General features: G+C 66.9%; 18 protein-coding genes. 11 read left to right on the forward strand and 7 right to left on the reverse strand.

What is annotated here, in order from left to right; genetic code table 11:
* Positions 1–17: 17 nt before the first annotated feature.
* Genes CQ040_RS06480 through holA form a run of 3 tightly spaced genes read left to right on the forward strand, consistent with a single transcriptional unit; the run spans position 18 to position 4,023 of the window.
* A complete protein-coding gene (locus CQ040_RS06480) occupies positions 18–617 on the forward strand; it encodes a ComEA family DNA-binding protein (RefSeq protein WP_105525810.1) in 600 nt (199 codons plus the stop codon).
* Positions 614–2,941: a ComEC/Rec2 family competence protein gene (locus CQ040_RS06485; protein WP_258131173.1), complete on the forward strand. Its 2,328-nt coding sequence runs from the start codon at positions 614–616 to the stop codon at positions 2,939–2,941. The genes CQ040_RS06480 and CQ040_RS06485 overlap by 4 nt, the downstream gene beginning before the upstream one ends.
* A gap of 44 nt (positions 2,942–2,985) precedes the next feature.
* Positions 2,986–4,023, forward strand: a complete 1,038-nt coding sequence (gene holA, locus CQ040_RS06490) for a DNA polymerase III subunit delta (RefSeq protein WP_105525811.1) — start codon at positions 2,986–2,988, stop codon at positions 4,021–4,023.
* Between the two features lie 88 nt (positions 4,024–4,111).
* Here the strand turns inward: holA and rpsT are convergent, their stop codons facing one another.
* Positions 4,112–4,372: a 30S ribosomal protein S20 gene (gene rpsT, locus CQ040_RS06495; RefSeq protein WP_028501636.1), complete on the reverse strand. Its 261-nt coding sequence runs from the start codon at positions 4,370–4,372 to the stop codon at positions 4,112–4,114.
* Between the two features lie 222 nt (positions 4,373–4,594).
* Between rpsT and CQ040_RS06500 the strand changes: the two genes are divergently transcribed.
* Positions 4,595–5,968, forward strand: coding sequence for a glycoside hydrolase family 1 protein (locus tag CQ040_RS06500; protein ID WP_105525812.1), 1,374 nt, complete (start codon positions 4,595–4,597; stop codon positions 5,966–5,968).
* Between the two features lie 44 nt (positions 5,969–6,012).
* Entirely contained in the window at positions 6,013–7,203 is a 1,191-nt protein-coding gene (locus tag CQ040_RS06505; protein ID WP_181156708.1) for an MFS transporter, read from the forward strand.
* Here the strand turns inward: CQ040_RS06505 and CQ040_RS06510 are convergent.
* From CQ040_RS06510 to CQ040_RS06530, 5 genes are all read right to left on the reverse strand, one after another.
* Positions 7,198–7,941 (reverse strand): alpha/beta fold hydrolase, encoded by a 744-nt coding sequence (locus CQ040_RS06510; protein ID WP_105525814.1) that lies wholly within the window; start codon positions 7,939–7,941, stop codon positions 7,198–7,200. The genes CQ040_RS06505 and CQ040_RS06510 overlap by 6 nt on opposite strands.
* A 674-nt stretch (positions 7,942–8,615) precedes the next feature.
* Positions 8,616–10,325, reverse strand: a complete 1,710-nt coding sequence (locus CQ040_RS06515) for an ABC transporter family substrate-binding protein (protein WP_105525815.1) — start codon at positions 10,323–10,325, stop codon at positions 8,616–8,618.
* A gap of 117 nt (positions 10,326–10,442) precedes the next feature.
* The gene (locus CQ040_RS06520; RefSeq protein ID WP_105525816.1) at positions 10,443–12,371 is read right to left on the reverse strand and encodes an ABC transporter ATP-binding protein; all 1,929 of its coding nucleotides are present in this window, start codon (positions 12,369–12,371) and stop codon (positions 10,443–10,445) included.
* Entirely contained in the window at positions 12,368–13,297 is a 930-nt protein-coding gene (locus tag CQ040_RS06525) for an ABC transporter permease (RefSeq protein WP_105525817.1), read from the reverse strand. The genes CQ040_RS06520 and CQ040_RS06525 overlap by 4 nt, the downstream gene beginning before the upstream one ends.
* Positions 13,298–13,299: 2 nt before the next feature.
* Positions 13,300–14,283, reverse strand: a complete 984-nt coding sequence (locus tag CQ040_RS06530) for an ABC transporter permease (protein WP_028501643.1) — start codon at positions 14,281–14,283, stop codon at positions 13,300–13,302.
* A gap of 241 nt (positions 14,284–14,524) precedes the next feature.
* Between CQ040_RS06530 and lepA the strand changes: the two genes are divergently transcribed.
* The 3 genes from lepA (at position 14,525) to hemW (ending at position 18,332) form a co-directional block, all read left to right on the forward strand.
* Positions 14,525–16,378 (forward strand): translation elongation factor 4, encoded by a 1,854-nt coding sequence (lepA, locus tag CQ040_RS06535; RefSeq protein WP_105525818.1) that lies wholly within the window; start codon positions 14,525–14,527, stop codon positions 16,376–16,378.
* 83 nt (positions 16,379–16,461) lie between these two features.
* Complete coding sequence (locus CQ040_RS06540; RefSeq protein WP_028501645.1) at positions 16,462–17,115, forward strand: DUF1990 family protein; 654 nt, start codon at positions 16,462–16,464, stop codon at positions 17,113–17,115.
* Complete coding sequence (hemW, locus tag CQ040_RS06545; protein ID WP_105525819.1) at positions 17,115–18,332, forward strand: radical SAM family heme chaperone HemW; 1,218 nt, start codon at positions 17,115–17,117, stop codon at positions 18,330–18,332. Before CQ040_RS06540 ends, hemW begins: the two co-directional genes overlap by 1 nt.
* 15 nt (positions 18,333–18,347) lie before the next feature.
* On the opposite strand, the gene CQ040_RS06550 is transcribed toward hemW, so the two are convergent.
* On the reverse strand, positions 18,348–19,766 hold the full coding sequence (locus tag CQ040_RS06550; protein ID WP_258131174.1) for a carboxylesterase/lipase family protein: 1,419 nt from the start codon (positions 19,764–19,766) through the stop codon (positions 18,348–18,350).
* A gap of 103 nt (positions 19,767–19,869) precedes the next feature.
* On the opposite strand from CQ040_RS06550, the gene hrcA reads away from it, so the two are divergent.
* The 3 genes from hrcA to CQ040_RS06565 are packed head-to-tail and all read left to right on the forward strand — an operon-like array spanning position 19,870 to position 22,784.
* Positions 19,870–20,901, forward strand: coding sequence for a heat-inducible transcriptional repressor HrcA (gene hrcA, locus CQ040_RS06555; protein ID WP_105525821.1), 1,032 nt, complete (start codon positions 19,870–19,872; stop codon positions 20,899–20,901).
* A 36-nt stretch (positions 20,902–20,937) separates the two neighbouring features.
* Positions 20,938–22,053 (forward strand): molecular chaperone DnaJ, encoded by a 1,116-nt coding sequence (dnaJ, locus tag CQ040_RS06560; protein WP_105525822.1) that lies wholly within the window; start codon positions 20,938–20,940, stop codon positions 22,051–22,053.
* Between the two features lie 2 nt (positions 22,054–22,055).
* The gene (locus CQ040_RS06565; RefSeq protein ID WP_105525823.1) at positions 22,056–22,784 is read left to right on the forward strand and encodes a 16S rRNA (uracil(1498)-N(3))-methyltransferase; all 729 of its coding nucleotides are present in this window, start codon (positions 22,056–22,058) and stop codon (positions 22,782–22,784) included.
* The last annotated feature ends 43 nt before the right edge of the window (positions 22,785–22,827 follow it).

Genomic DNA, 22,827 nt, shown 5'->3' on the forward strand with positions numbered 1-22,827 from the left:
GCGCCTAGCTTGGCCGGATGGCATCCCCGCAGGCACCTCCTCCGTCCCGGCGTCGGTTGCGCCTGAGCATCGGTGCGGCGGTGGTGTTGGCGCTGGTCGTGCTGTCGGCGGCCGTCGGCCTCGGCATTCTTCGCGGGCAGGCGGCACCGGTCGAGTCCGTGCCGTTGGCCGATGAGGGTGCCGCTGCCGAGCCGACCGGTGAGCTCTACGTGCACATCCTGGGGGCCGTGGAAGCACCAGGCCTGTACGTCCTCGACCTGGATGCGCGAGTCGTCGACGCGTTGGCCGCAGCGGGTGGGACGACCGAGGTCGCCGATCTCGCTGCGGTCAACCTCGCTCGGGTGCTCGACGACGGGGAGCAGATCGTGGTGCCGACGGTCGGTGCTGCCGCGGATGCCCCGGGATCTGCCGGACTCCCGGCTGATGGCCGGATCGACCTCAACAGTGCGGATCAGGCGGCGCTCGAGACGTTGCCACGCATCGGGCCTGCACTGGCTGAGCGGATCATCGCCTGGCGGGATGAGAACGGCAGGTTCGCCTCGGTCGACGATCTGCTCGCCGTGCCGGGCATCGGAGAGAAGCTGCTTGAAGGTGTGCGCGACGGGGTCAGGGTGTGAAGCCGAGAGATCTCCGGCTGGTGCCGCTCGCCGTGACGGTGTGGGCGACAGCGCTGCTGTGCGTGATGGTCTCAGAGGTCGTGTGGTGGTGCGCGGCAGTGTGCTTCGGCGCAGGTGTCGGCGCATTGGCGGTTCTTCATCGACGACAGCGACGGGGCAGAACACCGCTCGTTTACGGCACGCTTGCGGTGGTCGTGCTTGCCGCGTCGGCAGGCACGGCGTTGTCGGTGGGGTTCGCGCTCCCGGCGCGCGAGCAGGCGATGGCATGGGACGGCCGCGTCGTGGAGATCGAGGCGGAGGTCACATCTTCCGCTTCGCTGGGGCGGGACGGGAAGCTGTGGGTGGAGGTGCTCACGACGCGACTCGGCCCACCGGGAGGTGCTGCCGTCGTGGCGGTACCGGTGCGTATCGGGACAGACCAGGTGGATGGGTTCGACCTGGGTGCGCATATCCAGGTGGTCGGGGAGGCGTCGGCGACAGATACGGGGGAGCGCTCGACTCTGGTCGTGTTCGCGAGCGAGGCCGAGGTCGTATCGCCCGCTTCCGGCGTGTTCGCTGCCGCGGCGACTCTCAAGAACGGGATCGTCGAACGGTCGCTGCGCCTCCCCGAGCCCGGAGCCGGCCTCCTTCCAGGGCTCGCGGTGGGAGACACCCGGGCTGTGACGGAGGCCCTGAACGACGACATGCGCACGAGTGGCCTCAGCCACCTCACCGCGGTCAGCGGCGCGAACTGCGCGATCGTCGTCGGCGCGATCTTCTGGCTGACTGCACTGTGCGGCGGCGGGCGCTGGTTGCGAGTGCTGCTGTCGCTGGCGGGCTTGGCCGGTTTCGTTGTCCTGGTGACTCCCGAGCCGAGCGTGATCCGTGCGGCGGTGATGGCGGCGGTCGGCATGCTCACCGTGCTGCTGGGCCGACCCAGCGCCGGGGCCGGCATGCTCTCGCTGTGTGCGGTGGGAATCCTTGTTGCCGATCCCTGGCTGGCGGCGACTCCCGGCTTCGCCCTGTCGGTGGCGGCTTCCGGCGCGCTGATCCTGCTCGCGCCACCGCTCGCCCGGGGGCTCGGCAAGGCGATGCCTGCACCTGTGGCGCTGGCGATCGCGGTGCCGCTCGCCGCACAGCTGGCGTGTGGTCCGATCATCGCCCTGTTCGCCGAGCAGCAATCGCTGATCGGTATCGCCGCGAACCTGATCGCCGCACCCGCGGCCCCGGTCGCTACGGTGATCGGGCTTCTCGCCTGCCTTGCGATGCCCCTTCCCGGTCTTGCCGACCTGTTGGTGGCGGCCGCCTGGCTCCCCACCGCCTGGATCGCGACGACCGCGACGACCACCGCCGGGTTGCCGGTTGCGCAGATCCTGCTGCCGGCCGGAATCGGCAGCGCTGTGCTGGTTGCTCTTGTGAGCGGAGCCATCGCGATCGTCTTGATCCGGCGCCCGACGGAATCCCGGAAGCGCACAGACGCACGCCCGATCCGATGGATGCGGGCAGGTGCAGCTGCCGTCCTCGTGGTGGTGCTGTCGCTCGCGGGGTCCCGCATGCTCCTCGACGGCCCACTGGCTACAGCAACGGCACCGGCGGGCTGGTCCATCGCGGCGTGCGACGTCGGACAGGGAGATGCTGTGCTCGTCCGCTCCGCGACGAAGGTCGCTCTCATCGATGCAGGGCCAGACCCGGAGCCCCTGGCTGCTTGCCTACGGTCTCTCGGCGTCGAGCGCATCGATCTTCTCGTCCTCACACATTTCGACCTCGACCACATCGGCGGGGTCGCCGCCGTCAGAGGGCGGGTCGCCGCGGTTCTGCATGGCCCCGTGGCAGAGGAATCCGACCGCCGGCTCCTCGCAGATCTCGCCGATGCGGGCGCACGTGTCGATGAGGGATCGGCAGGGCAGCACGGCATGCTCGGCGACGCGAAGTGGCGGGTTCTCTGGCCGCTACGGGGATCCGCTGCCTTTCCCGCCGGCAACGATGCGAGCGTGGTGATGGAGTTCGACGGGGGAGGCGTGCCCCGCTCGATCTACCTCGGTGACCTCTCGGCCGCGCCCCAGCGCATGCTGCTGCGTACGGCCAGGCTCGGCCACTACGGGGTGGTCAAGGTGGCCCACCATGGCAGCGCTGATCAGGATCCCGGTCTGTATGAGGCGATACAGGCTCGTGTTGCTCTGTTCAGCGTCGGAGCGGACAACGACTACGGGCATCCGCGCGCAGAAACCCTCGATCTCCTGGCCGCGTCCGGCGCGTACACTCTGCGGACCGACGAGCAGGGCCGCATCCTGCTCGGCCTCCGCGATGACGAGCTCGAGGTCTGGACGGAACGGGCGGCGCGGTAGTCCCGCAGCGGGGCTCTGTCGGCGACCGCCGGTAGGCTGGATCCATGGCAGCTTCGCGTCCTCCTTCCCGCGGTGGCGCGAAGCCCACCAAGATCCCGCAGGTCTCGTGGCGCGAGCCGCGTCCCGCCCCCATCGTGCTCGTCTCCGGGCCGGAAGAGGTCTGCGCCGAGCGAGCGATCGCCGGGGTGCGTGACTACCTCCGTGCGGAGGATCCTGCGCTCGAGGTCAGCGATGTCCGTGCCGATGACTACGCGCCGGGAACCCTGCTCTCGCTCACCTCGCCCTCCCTGTTCGGGGAGCCGCGTCTGGTGCGTGTGTCCGGCGTGGAGAAGTGCTCCGATGCCTTCATCCAGGAGGCGGTGTCGTACCTCGACAACCCTCAGGAGGGGGCGACCGTCATCCTCCGCCACACCGGCGCGAGTGTGCGGGGCAAGAAGCTCCTCGATGCGCTCCGTGCCGGGAACGGCGGGGGGATCGAGATAGCCTGCGCCGCGATCAAACGCGACGGCGACCGTGTCGACTTCGCCGCCGGCGAGTTCCGGGCCGCGAAGAAGCGCATCGCTCCTCCCGCACTGCGTGCGCTGGTCTCCGCCTTCGCCGACGATCTGACCGAGCTCGCGGCGGCCTGCCAACAGCTCATCGGCGACGTCGAGGGCGACATCTCAGAAGAGATCATCACCAAGTACTACGGCGGCCGGGTCGAGGTATCGGCTTTCGTCGTCGCCGACACGGCGATCGCCGGTCGCTACGGAGAGGCGTTGATCGCCCTCCGCCATGCTCTCTCATCCGGTGCCGACCCGGTTCCGATGGTCGCAGCTTTCGCGATGAAACTCCGCACGATGGCTCGCGTCGCCGGCAACCGCGAGCCCAGTCGCCAGCTCGCACAGCGCTTGGGGATGAAGGATTGGCAGGTTGATCGCGCCCGCCGCGACCTCGCCGGCTGGAACGAGAGGTCACTCGGTCTGGCGATCCAGGCGACGGCCAGAGCCGATGGTGAGGTCAAGGGCGCGGCTCGTGACCCGATCTTCGCTTTGGAGCGCATGGTCACCGTGATCGCCACGCGTCGACCATTCGGCGAGTAGCCGGTCGATTCTGTGTCCGGGCAAGCGCACGGGAAGACGAAGAAGGCCCGCCCCGGTAACGGGACGGGCCTTTCTCAGATGCTTCAGCTCAGAGAGAAGCGACCTGCTTGGCGAGAGCCGACTTGCGGTTCGACGCCTGGTTCTTGTGCAGGACACCCTTGCTGACGGCCTTGTCGAGCTTGACGGCCGCCTTCTTCATGGTGGCCTCGGCTGCTGCCTTGTCGCCGGCGGTGACTGCCGTGCGGGTCGAGCGGATGAGCGTCTTGAGCTCGCTCTTGACGGCCTTGTTGCGCTCGCGAGCCTTCTCGTTGGTCTTGTTGCGCTTGATCTGCGACTTGATGTTTGCCACGTGTGGACGCTTTCTGTACAGGAGTGTTCGGAATGCCGGCAGCAGAAGAGGGCTGCTGCACAGCGGTCGTGAGGGAAGAACCCACACGCAAGCCAAGAGTCGAGTCTACCAGCAGACGGGGTGTTGACGCGAAACGGGGAAGAGATCACGACACTCGGTCGCGGATTCGATGGTACCGGGTGCAGAATCATCACTATCCCGACACTGATGTCAAGGAGCCACATGACCCCCGAAGCCGTTCGTCCGTCCGCGCCCGCAGGTCTCCGCTGGTCTGCGGCGACCTCTGCGTTCCAGATCGAGGGTTCCCGCCCCACAGGGCCAGCCGGAAGATCCATCTGGGACGACTTCCTCGAGAGGCCGGGGGCGATCATCGACGGGTCGACCGCGGAGCCCGCGTGCGACAGCTATCGGCATCCTGAGTCCGATGTGGCTCTGGCCTCCGGGCTCGGTCTCGACCGCTACCGATTCTCCATCCCGTGGGCACGCGTCCAGCCGGACGGCAGGGGAATCGGTGAAGTCGCGGTTCTCGACCACTACTCCCGTCTCATCGATCTCCTGCTCGACGCCGGAGTGGTCCCGTTCCCGACTCTCTTCCACTGGGAGATGCCCAGTGCGGTCGAAGCGGAGGGCGGATGGCTCAACCGGGACACGGCCGAGCGCTTCGCCGAGTACACGGACATCGTGGCCGAGCGCCTCGGCGACCGGGTCGCGCACTGGTACACCCTGAATGAGCCGGCGATGACGACGTTGCAGGGCTATGCGGTCGGCGCCCTGGCGCCGGGCAGGCAGCTGCTCTTTGACGCGCTGCCGACCGCCCACCACCAGCTCCTCGCGCATGCCCGAGCGGCGGCAGTGCTTCGAGAGAAGGGAGCAGAAGCGGTCGGACTGGTCAACAACCACACCTGGGTGCTGCCGTTGCGCGACACCGCCGAGGACCATCAGGCCGCGGCGGTCTACGACCTGATCCACAACAGGGCCTTCAGCGAGCCGCTCCTGGCGGGTGCGTACCCCGATCTGGAGGCACTCGGCCTGCCGCCGATGCCCGTGCTGGACGGCGACCTCGAGGAGATCGGGCGTTCGATCGACTTCTACGGGATCAACTTCTACAACCCGACCACGGTCACCGCAGCCGAACAGGGGAGTCCGATCCCCTTCGACATCGTGCCGACCCCCGGAGTGCCCGTCACCGGATTCGGTCCCGAGTGGCCGATCATGCCGAGCGCGCTGCGCGACCTCCTGGTAGACCTGCACGCCCGGCATCCCCAGCTGCCGCCCGTGATCATCGGGGAGAACGGTGCATCGTTCCCCGAGCCCGAGCGCGCCACCCGCGTCGACGACACCGATCGGATCTCGTATCTGGCCGAACATCTCGCAGCAGTCGGGGAGGCGATCAATGCCGGTGTGCCGGTGGAGGAGTACACGGTGTGGTCGCTCCTGGACAACTGGGAATGGGCAGACGGCTACACCCAGCGATTCGGACTCGTCCACGTCGACTTCGAGACGGGTGAACGAACGCCCAAGGCATCTTACGACTGGTACCGCGAGCTCATCGCGAGTACGCGAACGAGTGGGACAGCGTCGGAGGCCACGAGATGATGACCGCGGCCGGGCCCCGCACGGTGAGAGCCGGTGCGAGGTGGATGTCTCTGTTCACGCTGGCATGGCTCGCGATCTGGACGGTGCAGCTCACACCCGTCCAACTGCTTCTGCCGCTTCAGCTCGACACTCCGGAAGACGACTGGATCCGCGGGGTCGTCTCGTCGGGGCTCGTGCTCGGCATCGGCGGGCTCGCCGGCATCATCGCCGGCCCCGCGGCAGGTGCGCTCTCAGATCGCGTGGCGGCAGGGCATCATCGTCGCCGCCCGTGGGCGCTGGGCGGCGTGCTGTTCACCGCTGTCTGCCTGGTCCTCACCGGTTTCGCCGAGGGCCCCTGGGCCGTAGGTGCGGGCTGGGTCGGGGTCTCGATCGGCGTCGCCGTGTCGTCTGCCGCCTTCACCGCACTCATCGCCGACCAGCTCCCGTCGACGCAGCGCGGCGCCGCCTCCGCAGCCGTGGGTTCCAGCCAGGCCGTCGGCATCGTGGTCGGGGTCGGACTCGTCGTCCTGCTCCAACTCGAAATCGGCGCCGGGTATCTGCTGCTCGCAGGGATCATCGCCGTGGTCGGCACAGCGGCTGCACTGCTGCTCCCCGACCCGCCCAGCACCGAGGCGATGCGGCCGAAGCCGGCACGAAGGCGCCCGCTCGCATCCCTCCGGGATCGTGACTTCGCCTGGATGCTCTCGGGCCGTCTGGTGACCAATGTCGGCAATGCGCTCGGAACCGCACTGTTCCTGTTCTTCCTGCTGCACGGACTCGGGCAGCCGAGTGCGGTCGCCCAGGACAACCTCCTGCTTCTGATCGTCGTGTACACGGTGTTCGTGGTGATCGCCTCGGTGATCACCGGCATCGTGTCTGATCGAACCGGGAACCGGCGGACCCTCGCGGTCGCCGCGACGGTCGTGCAGGCGGCATCGGGTGTGGCGATCGCGCTCGTGCCGACGTTCGAGATGACGATGGTGGCGGCAGCCCTGATGGGCCTCGGCTACGGCGCCTTCTCGACGGTGGGCCTCGCGTTCGCCGCCGATCTCCTGCCGGATGAGCAGGATCACGCCAGAGATCTGGGCATCGTGAACGTCACAGCAGCTCTCGGGCAACTCATCGGCCCGGTGCTCGGGGCAGGCTTGGTCGCGCTGGTCGGCGGCTTCTGGCTCGTGTTCATCGCGGCCGCAGTGCTGTCGCTGGTCGGAGGTCTTCTCACCGCGTTCGCGAGGCAGCCGGTCAGGGAGTCATGAGTCTGCTGCGCCCCGCGCGATGTCACCCTCCACAGTGGCGATGGCGAGCTGCAGCACCGCATTGAAGATCCGTGGACGCATCGCGGTGACCAGATGGGTCGTGCGCGGCACGATGATCAACTCGGCGTGCGGTGCGAGTCGCCGGAACAGGGACTCATTCAGGCGCAACTGGTCGTACTGCCCGTTCACGAACCAGAGCGGCACCGTGATGCGGGGGACCGCGGCGGCGATGTCGAGCGCGGCAAGGCTGCGCAGCGCCGCGTCCTGGGTGTCCAGCGCATAGCCGCCCGCAGCGAAGTCCGATCGGGTCTCGGAGGGGATGGTGGCCTCGAGGATCCTTCCGGTGAGCCACATCCCACGGTCGGGGAGTGAATCGACGGCTCGGGTGAAGAGCCGGTATGCGCGCAGACCGGCGCCGTGGGGGAGCGAGGTGCAGGACGCCGCGACCAACCCGGCCACCGGCGGCCGTTGCGCGCCCCCGACGTACGCGAGGCAGAGCAGGCCGCCCATCGAGTGCCCCACCAGCACGACAGGGCCGTTCTCCGCTGCGGCGCGCACCGCGACATCGATCGTGTGCAGCGCCTCGTGGAGGGTGAAGTCCTCGTGCATCCTGGAGCCGTGTCCGGGGAGATCGACGGCTGTGAACGCGTAGCCGCGCTCTTCGAGGTAGACAGCCTGCGACCGCCACATGGTGGCGGACGTGCGGATGCCGTGCACGAAGACGATCTGTGCGTTCACGCGTTCAGCATAGAGAAAGCGGGGCCCACGCCGCAGGCCCAAGTCAGTTGCACGACCTGCGCGATCGGAAGAGTGGTGTCTTTGCGCCTAAATACGGAGTGCTATCGATTCATGCGATAACCAATATATTCTTTGCAGATCTGTGGTTCGGAGACGTATCCGCGACGCCTTGTGCGATTCTTGTCATTCATTGATTGACCGGAGGTTCGCATGACCAGAGTTGTGAAGAAGGCTGTCGTGGGGATGCTGTTTGCCGGCGTTCTCGCTGCGGGTGTGGCGGGAGTAGCCGTGCAAACGAGCTCGACGTCGTCCAGTATCCAGGCTAGCTGGAAGTTTGCTCCCGCAGATGGCGCAGGGGGTGGTGGCGGCGGGTGCATAACACTCGCCGGTTGCTCGACATTCTGAGCAGAGTCGGACGGGGCGGTGGGTAACCATCGCCCCGTCCTTTTGCGCGCCGACCGCGGTGAAGGAGGATGGCGAGGTGCCGCGCGGTGCAGTATCGCATGGGCATCGCGAGGGCAGGTATGAAGTCAACGATGATTGTTGTGTCGACGAGATATTCGCGGATACGGCTGGGCGATTCAGGGAGAAACAAAGACATCGCAGGCTCAAATTGAGCGGGGCCGGTGGATGAACCACCGACCCCGCTTCGACACGATGTGTGTCAGAGAGTGTTACTTCTCCCAGCCGACGTTCTCGACCGGCTGGATGCCGAACAGGTCGAGACCGACGTAGGGCTCAGGCGTGAGGTTCGCCAGGCCTTCCTTGACGGTGTAGATCTGCGGGCCGTTGTACAGCGGGATGAGACCCCAGCGCTTGTAGATCTCGGGCTCGAGCTTCATCGCAGCCGCGGTCTGCGCCTCGGGGTCGGTCTGCGACTCGACCTTGTCCTTGATCTCGGCGTCGAGCTCGGCGTCACCGACACCCGACAGGTTGAGGCCAGAGTCCGAGCAGTACAGCTGGCAGAACCAGGCAGCACCGAACGGGTCGGAAGCCGTGAAGCGGAGTCCCGAGACATCCCAGTTCTTCGAGGTGTAATCGTCGGAGAACTGGCTGGAGGGACGCACCTCGACCTTGACGTCGATGCCGATCGCCTTCTGCTGAGCCTGCAGCGACTGTGCGAGCGCCTTCTGCGTCGCCGAGTCATTCCAGATCGGATAGACGACGGAGAGCTTGACGCCGTCCTTCTCGCGGATGCCGTCGGAGCCTTCCTTCCACCCGGCCTCGTCGAGGAGCTTCTTGGCGCCCTCGACATCGAACTTCCAGCCGGCTTCCTTCATGGAGTCGGTGTAGCCCGGCTGGAACGAGTACAGGGTCAGCGAGCCGGCCGGGTCCTCGGTGTAGCCGAGGCCGTTCCAGGCGATCTGCTTCTGCTGGTCGATGTTGATGGCCTTGAAGAACGCCTCACGAACCTTGACGTCCTCGAACTGCGGCTTGGTCGAGTCGACCTGCAGGATCGTGTTGGCGGTCTGCTGAGCGCGGTACACCTTCGCACCGTCGACGTCCTTGACCTGGTCGATGAGCTCCTGGGAACCCGTCTCGACCATGTCGACCTCACCGTTCTTGAAGGCGTTGACGCCGGCCTGCGAGTCCATGCCGGTCATCGTGACCTTGTCCAGCAGCGGGGCGTCGCCCCACCACTCGGGGTTCGGCTTGAACGAGATGTAGTCCTTGTTGGCGTCGAACTCATCCACGGTGTACGGACCTGCGCCCCACTCGGGGTGCGGGTTGTCGATCATCGCTTCGTTGAAGTTCGTCGGGTCGGCGAGAGCCGGGTGCAGGACGCCGCTGTTGAACGGCATCTGCGGCCAGGCGAACTCGCCCTTGAACGTCACGATCGCGGTCTTCGCGGTGTCGCCCTGCTCGACGGACTCGATGTCCTTATAGCCGTCGGTCGCGTTGGGGTTGAAGCTCTCGTCGTACGAGCGGTTGGCCTTCCACGTGGCATCGATGGCGGTCCAGTCCATGTCGGTGCCGTCGTTCCAGTGCGCCTCATCGGTGAACGTGAACGTCAGGACGGTCTTCCCGTCCTTCACCTCGTTCTTCCACTCGCTGAGGTAGTTGTCGTTCTTGTACTGCGTGCCATCCGGCTTCATGAGGATGATCTGCGGTGTGTACCAGGCGGCGACGCGCGCGGTGTCGGCGCTGCCGTCGCTGTTGAACGCGTTCAGCTGGTCCGGAACCTCGCGAATGGCGAAGTTGACGTCGCCGCCCTCTTTGAGGTTCTCGCGGGGCTGGGGGTTGTAGTTCGCCATCTCGACCGCGGCTGCTTCGCCGTCGTCGCCTTTGTCGCTACTGCCGGTGTTGCCGGCAGCGCACCCGCTGAGCGCGAGTGCGAAAGCGCCGGTGAGTGCCAGCGCTCCCATCAGCTTGTACTGCTTCATGGTGCTCCTTTCGCCTTGCGGCGTGTCATAAGGGGAGAATAGTTCGCCCGGTGCACGAATGCTCCAGCGGCAAGTGAATCTGGACTAACCGTTATCGGACGGTGATCCGTCGCCCGATCAGGAGGCGACGGTCCGAGCGGACTCGGTCGCGGGGTCGAACACGATCCGCTGGCGCGTGCGCTCGATATCGGGGTCGGGGACCGGGATCGCCGACAGCAGCGCCTTGGTGTACGGGTGCTGCGGGTTGTCGAAGACGTCGTCGACATCGCCGTGCTCGACGAAGTCGCCGAGGTACATCACGGCGACCCGGTCGGCGATGTGACGGACGACCGAAAGGTCGTGCGCCACGAACAGGTACGACAGGCCGAGCTTGACCTTGAGGTCATCGAGCAGATTGATGACACCAGCCTGGATCGACACGTCGAGCGCGGAGACCGGCTCGTCGAGCACCAGGATCTTGGGGTTCGTCGACAGCGCCCTGGCGATGCCGATGCGCTGGCGCTGTCCGCCGGAGAACGCCTGCGGGAAGCGATCGCTGTGCGCCGGATTGAGCCCGACGAGGTCCATCAGCTCTTCCACGCGCTGGTGTGCCTCGGCCCTCGGCGTGCCGATCGCTGAAAGCGGCTCCGAGATGATGTCCGCGACGGTCATACGCGGATCCAGGGCGCCCATCGGGTCCTGGAACACGATCTGGATGTCGCGGCGCAGTGCGCGCTCCACCTTGTGGCTGTGGATGTCGTTGACGCTGGTGCCGGCGATGATGATGTCGCCGTCGGTCTGCTTGACCATGTCCATGATCTGTAGGAGCGTCGTGGTCTTGCCGCTGCCGGACTCGCCGACGATGGCCAGGGTCTCGCCCTCTCGCACATCGAAGCTGATGCCCTTGATCGCATGCACCTCGCCGACCTTGCGCTTCAGGAACGCGCCCTTGAGCAGCGGGAACGTCTTGGTGAGATTCTTCACCTCGAGCGTGATGGGGCGCTCCTCGCGGGGGAGCCGGGTCAGCGCGCTCTCGGGCGCTTCGCGCACCGGATACACGGGGAGGCCGCCGAGCAAGCCTCCGTCGGTGATCTCGTTCGCACGGATGCACGCTGCGCGGTGTTCCTCGCCGCCGCCGGTCAGCACCGGGAGAAGTTCGGGCTCGCTGGTGCGGCATGCGTCCATGACGATCGGGCAACGGTCAGCGAACGGGCAGGCGTCGGGGAGGTTGATCAGGAGGGGCGGATTGCCCTTGATCGGGGTGAGCGGCTCCTTCTCGGCCTTGTCGACACGTGGGATCGCGCCCAGGAGGCCGATCGAATACGGCATCCGGGTCTGGTGGAACAGCTCGCGCACCGGCGCCTGCTCCACCGGCTTGCCGGCGTACATCACCATCACGTCGTCGGCCGTGCGTGCGACGACACCCATGTCGTGGGTGATCATCATGACGGCGGCACCGGTCTCGGCCTGGGCCTTCTCGATGAGGTCGAGGATCTGCGCCTGGATCGTGACGTCGAGTGCCGTGGTCGGCTCGTCAGCGATGATCAGCTTCGGGTCGTTGGCCATCGCGATGGCGATGACGACGCGCTGCCGCATGCCTCCGGAGAATTCGTGCGGGAACGACTTCATCCGCTTCTCGGGCTCAGGGATTCCGACAAGCTTGAGGAGCTCGATCGAGCGCGCGGTCGATTCCTTGATGCTGAGGTTGCGGTGCACGGTCAGCGCCTCGATCAGCTGGGCGCCGATCGTGTACACCGGCGTCAGAGAGGTGAGAGGGTCCTGGAAGACCATCGAGATGCCGTTGCCCCGGATGGCGGAGAGCTGTGCATCGGTCTTGCCGAGGAGCTCCTGGCCATCGAACACGATCGAGCCGGAGACCTTGGCGTTCTCGTCGAGCAGGCCCATGACGGCGAGCGAGGTGACGGACTTGCCGGAACCGGACTCACCGACGATCCCGAGGGTCTTTCCTGCCTCGAGATCGAAGGAGACGCCGCGGACGGCGTCGACGCGGCCGGCCTCGGAGGCGAAGCTGACCCTGAGGTCGCGGACGGAGAGTACAGGGCTCATGCGCGGCCTCCTGCAGCCGAGGTGGGATCGAGGGCATCGCGCAGTCCATCGGCGATGAGCGCCATGGACACGGTCAGCAGAGTGAGGATCAACGCGGGGAAGTAGAACAACCAGGGCGCGCTGATGATGGAGGAGCTACCCTCGCCGATCAGCGACCCGAGCGACACATCGGGGATCTTCACCCCGAAGCCGATGAATGACAGACCGGTTTCGGTCGTCACCGCGGCGACGATGCCGAGCGTGAAGTTGATCACCAGCAGCGACCCGATGTTCGGGATCAGGTGCCGCGTCACGATACGGAGGCCCCGGACACCCATGTAGCGCGCGGCCTGAACATACTCGCGCTCGCGCAGCGACAGCGTCATCGTCCAGATGATCCGCGCGGGGAAGAACCAGCCGACGAAGATCATCACGAACGCGATGACCCACCACACGCCGCCGGAGTCGTTCGAGATGATCGACAGGAGAAGGAAGGTCGGCACGACCATCATGAAGTGGATGAAGAGCAGGGCGAAGCGTTCGAACCAGCCGCCGAAGTAGGCGGCTGCGGTTCCGACGAGCGCCGAGAGGATCGTGGTGCCCACCGAGACAGTGATCGCGATCATGAGGGATCGCTGCAAGCCGATGGCCGTCTGCGTGTAGGTGTCGTTGCCGGCACCGTTGGTTCCGAACCAGTGCGTCGCCGACGGCGGCTGGCTCAGCGCGAGGAAGTCCATGCTGTCGACCGCGTAGGGAGACAACAGCGGTCCCAGCGTCGAGAAGAGGACCAGCACCAGGAGGACGACGACTCCACCAACGGCCGCCTTGTTGCGCATGAATCGGCGGGTGTAGAGCGTCCACTTGGACAGCGACTTGCCCGTGGTGCGCCCTGCGGTCGGCGGGGCTGCCGGCGGCTCGACGAGGGGATCGATCATATCGGTGGTCATAGTCAGCTCACCCTCACTCGCGGGTCGAGAACGACGACGACGATGTCGGCGAGCACAGCGCCGATCGCGGTCAGCACGGCGCCGAAGGCGGCGACGGCGACGACGCCGTTGATGTCGTTGTTGTTGATGGTGTCGAGGAAGTATCTGCCCATGCCCTGCCAAGCGAAGATCCGCTCTGTCAGGATCGCGCCGGTGAAGATGGTCGGGATCGTGAAGGCGACCTGCGTCGCGACGGGGATGAGCGATGTGCGCAGGGCGTGCTTGCGAACCGCCTGCGCCTTGGTCAGGCCCTTGGCCCGCGCGGTGCGCACGTAGTCGGCGTTGATGTTGTCGAGCAGGAGCGAACGCTGCAGGAAGTGGTACTGGGCGTATCCGACGATCACCAGCGCGATCGTCGGCAACGTGAGGTGCTGCAGCGTGTCGACCAGGACGGGGAAGAAGCCGGTGACGCCTGGACTGGACGAGCCGGTGACGTAGAAGATGCGGACGCCGGTCCACTCGTTGAGGGAGATAGCGAGAAGCACCACGGCGAGACCGGCGACGATGATGTTCACGTTCATCGTGATGATCGAGGTCGCCTGGCCGATGCGGTCGGCGAGCTTGTACTGGCGCGAGGCCGTGTAGACGCCGAGCCAGATGCCCAGCACTGCGGCGATGATCGTGGCACCGAGCACGAGCTCGGCACTGACCCACATGCGATACGAGACCTGCTCGTTGACTGATTGCCCGGTCGGACTCACGCCCCAGTCCCAGCGGAACAGGATGCTGCTGAACCAGTTCCACCAGCGCTCGATCAGAGGAACCGTGTCGCTGAGGTTGCGCGGGGTGAGGACGTTGTCGATCTGCTCCGGGGAAAGCGGAGGTCGGCGGCCGACGTAGTTGCTGCGGGGATCGAGGAACCCCCACGCCAGGAAGAACGTGAGGTTCGTGGCGACCACGATCATGAGCAGCCAGCCGAGTGCTCGGCGCAGGAGGTACTTGATCAAGGGGGGTCAGTCTTTCTCTTCTACAGACGCGCTCGGGATCTGCCGACGCAACGCTGAGTCAGTTGGATACACAATCGCCATCCACCGAACTCTGCGATGCGACGACCATCACGGGGTGTGTGACGGAGTCTTATCGCTTGCGGGATCCGGTGTCACGGATTTTCCCTGGCAACTTCGGGAGACTATCACCGGTATGGCCGAATCGGGGATTAGCCTCCCCTGACCGTACAATCGAGTGGACATGTCCCCACGCGCTCTCACCCCTCTTCAGCCTGCCTCGACGCCGGCTGCGCAGATTCGTAACTTCTGCATCATCGCCCACATCGACCACGGCAAGTCGACGCTCGCCGACCGCATGCTCCAGATCACGGGAGTGGTCTCTGATCGCGACATGCGCGCGCAGTACCTCGACCGCATGGACATCGAGCGCGAGCGTGGCATCACCATCAAGAGCCAGGCCGTTCGGATGCCATGGGAACTCGATGGGCAGACCGTCGCGCTGAACATGATCGACACGCCCGGTCACGTCGACTTCACCTATGAGGTCTCGCGCTCGCTCGCAGCTTGCGAGGGAGCTATCCTGCTCGTCGACGCGGCCCAGGGCATCGAGGCGCAGACGCTCGCGAACCTCTACCTGGCGCTGGAGAACGATCTCCACATCATCCCGGTGCTGAACAAGATCGATCTTCCGGCCGCCGACCCGGAGAAGTACGCGAAGGAGCTCGCCTCTCTCATCGGCGGCAAGCCGGAGGACGTGCTGCGTGTCTCGGGCAAGACCGGTGTCGGTGTGGAGGATCTGCTCGACCGGCTGGTGAAGGAGATCCCGGCGCCCGTGGGCGATGCCGACGCTCCCGCCCGCGCGATGATCTTCGATTCCGTGTACGACTCCTACCGAGGCGTCGTCACCTACGTCCGTATGGTGGACGGCAGCCTGTCTCCGCGTGAGCGCATCCAGATGATGTCGACCGGTGCGAACCACGAGGCGCTGGAGGTCGGCGTCTCGAGCCCCGAGCCGGTCCCGTCCAAGGGCCTGGGCGTCGGCGAGGTGGGCTACCTCATCACCGGTGTCAAGGACGTCCGTCTGTCGAAGGTCGGCGACACCATCACGACAGCCCGCAAGCCGTCGACTCAGCCCCTCCCTGGCTACACCGACCCCAAGCCGATGGTCTTCTCCGGTCTGTACCCGATCGATGGCAGCGACTACGCGGAGCTCCGCGAGGCGCTCGACAAGCTCAAGCTCTCCGACGCCTCGCTCGCCTATGAGCCCGAGACCTCGGTGGCGCTCGGATTCGGTTTCCGCTGTGGATTCCTCGGTCTGTTGCACCTCGAGATCATCACCGAGCGTCTCGAGCGCGAGTTCGGTCTCGACCTCATCACCACCGCACCCAGCGTGATCTACGAGGTGCTCACGAGCGACACCGGCGAGACCGTCACGGTGACCAACCCGAGCGAGTACCCCGACGGGCGCATCGGCTCGGTGTCGGAGCCGATGGTGAAGGCAGCGATCCTGCTGCCCAAGGACTACGTCGGCACCGTGATGGAGTTGTGCCAGTCGCGTCGTGGAACGTTGCTCGGCATGGAGTACTTCTCCGAAGAGCGTGTGGAGCTGCGGTACAACATCCCGCTCGGTGAGATCGTCTTCGACTTCTTCGATCAGCTCAAGTCGAAGACGCAGGGCTATGCCTCGCTCGACTACGAGCCCTCAGGGCAGCAGGAAGCCGACCTCGTGAAGGTCGACATCCTCCTCCAGGGCGAGAAGGTCGATGCGTTCAGCTCCATCGTGCACCGCGACAAGGCCTACGCCTACGGCACGATGATGGCCGAGCGCCTTCGCAAGCTCATTCCCCGCCAGCAGTTCGAGGTTCCGATCCAGGCGGCGATCGGTGCACGCATCATCGCCCGCGAGACGATCCGCGCTATTCGCAAGGACGTGCTCGCCAAGTGCTATGGCGGTGACATCACGCGTAAGCGCAAGCTCCTCGAGAAGCAGAAGGAGGGCAAGAAGCGCATGAAGATGGTCGGCCGCGTCGAGGTCCCGCAGGAGGCGTTCATCGCCGCGCTCTCCGGTGACGTCGAGGGCAAGGACAAGAAGTAGCGGGACCGGATCGCGCCCGGGGATGTGACGCCCTGCGGCGCGTGGGGGTGTTCGCTCAGGCAACGCGAAGTAGGGTGGATCTCATGCGGCGCGGGACTTTCCGAGACGACACGGTGGACTATGCGGCCGTGGGTGCGACCCACGCCCCCGATCTGATGCAGTACCCGCCGGAGCGCAGTACCCCGGCGGAGGAATCCTGGCGGATCGGCAGCGGCGTCGAGCGGTTCCAGACCGCCGGCGAGGCGCTTCTCTCCTGGACGGCGCAGCGTGCCGCGGGCCTTTCGGTCGAAGACGTGCGCCCTGCTCCCGGCCCGGCCTATGCGGGTGTGAGCTTCGACGCGGAGGGCAATCCGATCGCGCCGAGCAAGCGCGATGTCGAGCCACGCTACGACGCGGAGGGCATGCCGTTCGTCGGCGCGGGGATGACCCTTCACCTCCGGGGCCGCGTCGGCGGGATGCGTGCCGACTCCGAGCTCCGTGTGATCTCGGTCACCGAGGAGACCCGACGCATCGGCTTCGTGCTCGGGACCGTCGGCGGTTCGGTCGTCAGCGGCGAGGAATCCTTCGACGTGGACTGGCGTGAAGACAACGACGAGGTCTGGTTCACGGTTCGCGCCTTCGACGCGCCCAACGGTCTGCTGTACCGCACCGTTCCGGCTCTCGTGAAGCGTCGCCGTCGCGAGCTCTTCGCACGATACCTCCGGGCGATCTCGCCGCTGTACGCGACCCCCCTCTGATGGCAGGACCGCTTCCCCTCGGAGATCCGGCGCCGACGGACGGGCATCTGCCCTCCGACCTTCCGATCGACACGAGCGTGCCGTTCTCCGCCTACCTGCACATTCCGTTCTGCACGGTGCGCTGCGGCTACTGCGACTTCAACACCTACACGTCGACCGAGCTGCGCGGTGCGAAGCAGGAAGACTACGCGTCGACGTTGATCTCCGAGATCGCACTCGCCCGTCGAGTGCTGCACGACGCAGGCGCGCTGCGGCCGATGGACACCGTCTTCTTCGGGGGTGGAACGCCGACACTCCTCCCCGCCGGCGATCTCGCACGCATGCTCGAGGCCGCGACCTCGTCGTTCGGCCTCGCTGAGGGAGCCGAGGTGACGGTCGAGGCCAACCCCGACACCGTGACCCCTGCGGTCGCGCGGACGCTGGCCGACGCCGGAGTCACGAGGATGTCGGTCGGCATGCAGTCGGCCGTTCCGCACGTGCTCGCCGCGCTCGATCGCACGCACCGTCCGGAGAACGTGCTCACCGCCGTCGCTGCGGCGAAAGACGCGGGACTCGCCGTGAGTGTCGATCTGATCTACGGGGCACCGGGGGAGTCGCTCGCCGACTGGGAGGCGTCGCTCGATGCGGCGCTCGCGCTCGAACCGGATCACATCTCCGCCTACGCCCTCATCATCGAGGACGGCACGAAGCTTGCCAGGCAGATCCGCCGCGGCGAGGTCCCGACCCCGGATGACGACCTGCAGGCTGACATGTACGAGCTCGCCGACGCGCGCCTCGCTGAGGGCGGGTTCGACTGGTACGAGGTCAGCAACTGGGCGCGCACGCCTGATCAGCGATCGCGGCACAACCTCGCCTACTGGCGAGGGAGTGACTGGTGGGGTTTCGGCCCGGGGGCGCACAGTCATGTCGCGGGGCTGCGGTGGTGGAATGTGAAGCACCCCGCCGCGTATGCGCAGCGGCTCGCGGCATTCGAGTCACCAGCAGCCGGTACAGAGCGTCCTGACGACGAGTCGAGGACGCTCGAGCGCATTCTGCTGCTCAGCCGGATCCGCGAGGGGATCGCCGTCGACGACGTGCCGAGCGACAACCGGAACAGGGTCGCCGGCCTCATGGCGGATGGTCTCGTCGATCCGGTCGCCGCTCTCCAAGGCCGCATTCAGCTGACCCTGCGCGGTCGCCTTCTCGCCGACGCGGTGGTGCGGGAGCTGACGGACTGACCGCTGCCGCCCGGATCAACCGGGCAGGAGGTCCAGTCCTGCTGTGCGGCGCTGCGCGACGGTGGCGCTTTCCGTGTCGAACACGCGCGTCCTGCGGTCGGGCCCGAAGGCGGGCCAGCCGGGATCGCCATCGGTGATGAAACCGATCCAGGCCTTGTTCATCTCGACTGCGAGCTGCTGCGGGGCATCGGGGCCCGCCATGCGCTCGGCCTCCTCGTCACGGAGTCCATCGAACACGAATCCGAGCTCGAGCGCGTGGGCCGCCCGCAGATCTCGCACCGGACTCTGCCACGCGAACTCGTAGACGTGGGTCGTTTGCGGACGTGCGGTCGCCACGCGGGTCAGCGGCGCACGCAGCATCATGTCCGTGACGAGCTGCCCGAACACCTCTCCTGTGCTCGCTCCCGGGAACGCGGATCGGTACTCGGCGACCGCGCGACGAGGGATCCGGGAGAGGAGGCGCGCCGCCTGCAGCTTCAGCTCGCTGATGGCGGCGAGCGCCTCGGGCGGGAACCAGAGCCGATACTCGTCGGTGTTGCTGCCGATCAACAGCGGGGTGTCGATCTCGCCGAGCACCTCGTGCGGAGAGCGCGGGAGGCTGTCCTCGTCGATCGCGAACTGGAAGCCGGGGGCACCGCCGAGGGGCGACGAGCCCGCAGACTGCGCCCTGCGTGCCTCGAGCAGTTGCTCGGGCGTCAGGGCGACGAATGAATCGCGGTCGGCTCTCACGCCGAGCCGCTTCGCGAGCTGCGCTGTCACGCGCCCTGCCTTCTTCGCGGTCTGCGCCTGGAGTGGGCCCGACTCGATGATGGCTCGGGCGACCAGCGCACGAGAGGCGTCTCGGGCGAGGAGGCCGGCGACGATCGCGCCGCCGGCGGACTCGCCCATCACCGTTATCCGCCCAGGATCGCCGCCGAAGGCCTCGACCTCCTGATGCACCCACTCCAGCGCGGCGGCGGCATCGCTCAGGCCGAGGTTGCGGGGTGCGCCTTCGAGCACCGAGAAACCCTCCGAACCCAGGCGATAGTTGATGGAGACGAAGACGATGCCCGCTTTCGCGAACACCGTGCCGTCGTAGAGCGGCAGTGCCGCCGTGCCGCGTTCGAGCGCGCCGCCATGGATCCACAGCAGGACAGGCGCACCGGATCCCTCTGCCGGGGCCCAGACGTTCGCCGTGAGGATGTCGTCGCCGTCGATGTGCACCGAGCCCAGGAGCTCGCCGATCGCACCCGAGTACGGAACCTGGGGCGGCGTGGGACCGAACTGCGTCGACTCTCGCACGCCCTCCCAGGCCACGACAGGTTGCGGCGCGCGGAACCTGTTCGCCCCGAACGGGGCCTGGGCATACGCAATGCCGAGGTAGCGGACGATCCCGGCCTCCTCGGTGCCGCGGACGTTGCCGCTCGACAGGGTGGCCTGGGGGGAGGTGGTCATGAGCGTCATCCTAGGGTCGTGCGCCCGCGGTACGGAAAATCCCGAGCTGCACGGGGTAGGATTGGCACTCTGAACGTCCGAGTGCCAGCGGAAGGGAAGGGCGATGGTCACAGAGCGAGGACTCCAGGTTCTCCGAGCGATCGTGCAGGACTACGTCGAAACCCACGAACCCGTCGGCAGCCGCTCGATCGTGGACCGGCATTCGTTCGGCGTCTCCGCCGCGACGATCCGCAACGACATGGCCCTGCTCGAAGACGAAGAGCTCATCACCGCACCGCACACCTCGTCCGGCCGCGTGCCCACCGACAAGGGCTACCGCGTGTTCGTGAACCACCTCGCCCAGCTGCGGCCGCTTTCATCCGCCCAGCGCACGGCGATCGAGTCGTTTCTCGGCGAGCCCGCCGACCTCGACGACCTGATGGTGCGCACGGTGAGAGTGCTCACGCAACTGACCGGTCAGGTCGCTCTCGCCCAGTACCCGTCGTTCGCCCGCGCCCATGTCTCGCACGTCGAGCTCGTGGCGCTGGCGCCGAATCGACTCCTGATCGTTCTGGTGACCGATGCGGGCGGCGTCTCGCAGCGCATGGCCGTCGTCTCTGAGGCGATCGACGATGCAGCACTTGCGGTGCTGCGCGGGCGGCTGTCCGCGTTGATCACCGGTCAGGCCATCAGCGACGCCTCCGACCGACTCCAGGCGCTGCTCGCTGCAGATGAGACGCCTCAGGACCTCGTCCTGCGCACGGTCGCGGTCGTCGTCATGGACGAGCTCGGCAGCTTCCGGCAGGAGCGGCTGGTGATGGCGGGAGCCGCGACCCTCGCGCGTCGGGAGCAGGACTTCCGCGGCAGCATCCATCCGCTTCTGGAGGCGATCGAAGAGCAGGTCACACTCCTGCGACTTATGAGCGAGATGGTGACGGACGAGCACGGGCTCGCTGCCAGCATCGGTACCGAGAACGCCCCGTTCGGTCTCGGTGAGGCATCGATCGTCGCCAGCAACTACGCCGCGCCCAGCGGCACGGCGCGGGTCGGCGTGATGGGCCCGACACGGATGGACTACCCGAGCAACCTCGCAGCAGCGCGGGCCGTGGCCCGCTACCTGTCGCGGATGCTCGACGAAGACGAGGCCGGCCGCTGAGGCGGCCGCCGACAAGACACACGCAGAAGGGCGATTGTGGCGGACCATTATGAGGTTCTCGGGGTGTCCCGAGACGCTTCCACCGACGAGATCAAGAAGGCGTATCGACGCCTAGCGCGACAGCTGCACCCGGATGTGAACCCGGGAGAAGACGCTTCCGAGCGCTTCAAGCTGGTCACCCACGCGTACGACGTGCTCAGCGACGACGAATCGCGTCGCCGCTACGACATGGGCGGTGGAGACGGCGCCGCCGGCAACTTCGGCGGGTTCGGTGGCTTCGGCGACATCTTCGAGACCTTCTTCGGAGCCTCGCAGGGCGGCGGGCGCGGTGCGCGTCCGCGTTCGCGTCGAGAGCGCGGGCAAGACGCCCTCGTTCGTGTGACGCTCGACCTCGGCGATGTCGTGTTCGGCGCACACCGTGACATCGACGTCGACACCGCCGTGTTGTGCGAGACGTGTCAGGGCTCGTGCTGCCAGGAGGGCACGTCGCCCGTCACCTGCGACATCTGCGGCGGCTCCGGCCACGTGCAGCGTCAGGTGCGGAGTCTGCTCGGCAACGTCGTCACCTCGCAGCCCTGCGGTACCTGCGAAGGCTATGGCACGACGATCCCTTACCCGTGCGGTACCTGCGGCGGTCAGGGGCGCGTACGTTCGCGCCGCACGGTGTCGCTCGACATCCCGGCCGGCGTCGAGACGGGGCTTCGTCTGCAGCTGCCCGGTTCGGGCGAGGTCGGCAAGGCCGGCGGGCCGAACGGCGACCTGTACGTCGAGGTCACGGTGAATCCGCACGCCGCGTTCAGCCGCGATGGCGACGACCTGCTCGCCACCCTCGAGGTGTCGATGACCGATGCGATCCTCGGCACCGAGACCAAGATCCAGGGACTGGATGGCGAAGTCGACCTGGAGATCCGGCCCGGCGTGCAATCCGGCGACGTGCTCACCATCAAGGGCCGCGGCATCACTCCTCTGCGAGGCACGCAGCGCGGCGACCTGCGCGTCGGCGTGCAGGTGCTGACGCCCACCAAGCTCGACTCTGCACAGCGCGCACTGATCGAGGACTTCGCGAAGAAGGCGAAGTCGCCGGCCCCCGAGCTCGCGCAGTTCCAGCAGGGACTCTTCTCGAAGCTTCGCGACCGCTTCCGCAACCACTGATCATGGCACTGCACTTCCTGGTCGAGTCGTCGACGGGCGCCGGTGTCGGCGACGTCGTGTCGTTGACCGGTGCTGAGGCGAAGCACGCGGCCGTCGTGCGGAGGCTCCGCGTCGGCGAAGCGGTCACGGTCGGCGACGGCGCCGGGGTGTGGCTCACCGGGGTCGCCGAAGAGGTCTCTCCGACTCGAGTCGAGGTTCGTATCGCGGAGCGCACCGAACACCCCGCTCCAGCGCCGCGGATCGTCCTGGTCCAGGCGCTCGCGAAGGGTGATCGCGATGAACTCGCCGTGCAGGCCGCGTGCGAACTCGGCGTCGATGAGATCGTGCCGTGGCAGGCGAGCCGCAGCGTGTCGCGCTGGGAAGGGCCGAAAGCGGTGAAGGGCCGAGAGCGATGGGCGACCATCGTGCGCGAAGCGGCCAAACAGGCGCACCGGGCCTGGGTTCCTACGGTCTCGGCGCCCATTTCTACGGCGGAGCTCACCGCGCGGACCGCCTCCCACCGCGTACTGCTACTTGATCCGAGCGCGCCGACCCGTCTTTCGGAGCTCGAGCCCGACGGTCGTGACATCGTGCTGGTGGTCGGTCCGGAGGGCGGCATCTCGGATCACGAACTCGCGATGCTCTCCGACGCCGGAGCCGAGCGCGTGCTGCTCGGCTCCACGGTGCTGCGCACATCGACGGCAGGGCCTGCAGCGATCGCCGTCCTCTCTGTGGCGCTCGCTCGCTGGTGATGCGAAGAGGGTGCGCGTCCGACGGACGCGCACCCTCTTCGTC

It is taken from the genome of Microbacterium sp. MYb54, from assembly GCF_002979515.1.
In the GTDB taxonomy this organism is placed as follows: Bacteria; Actinomycetota; Actinomycetes; order Actinomycetales; family Microbacteriaceae; genus Microbacterium.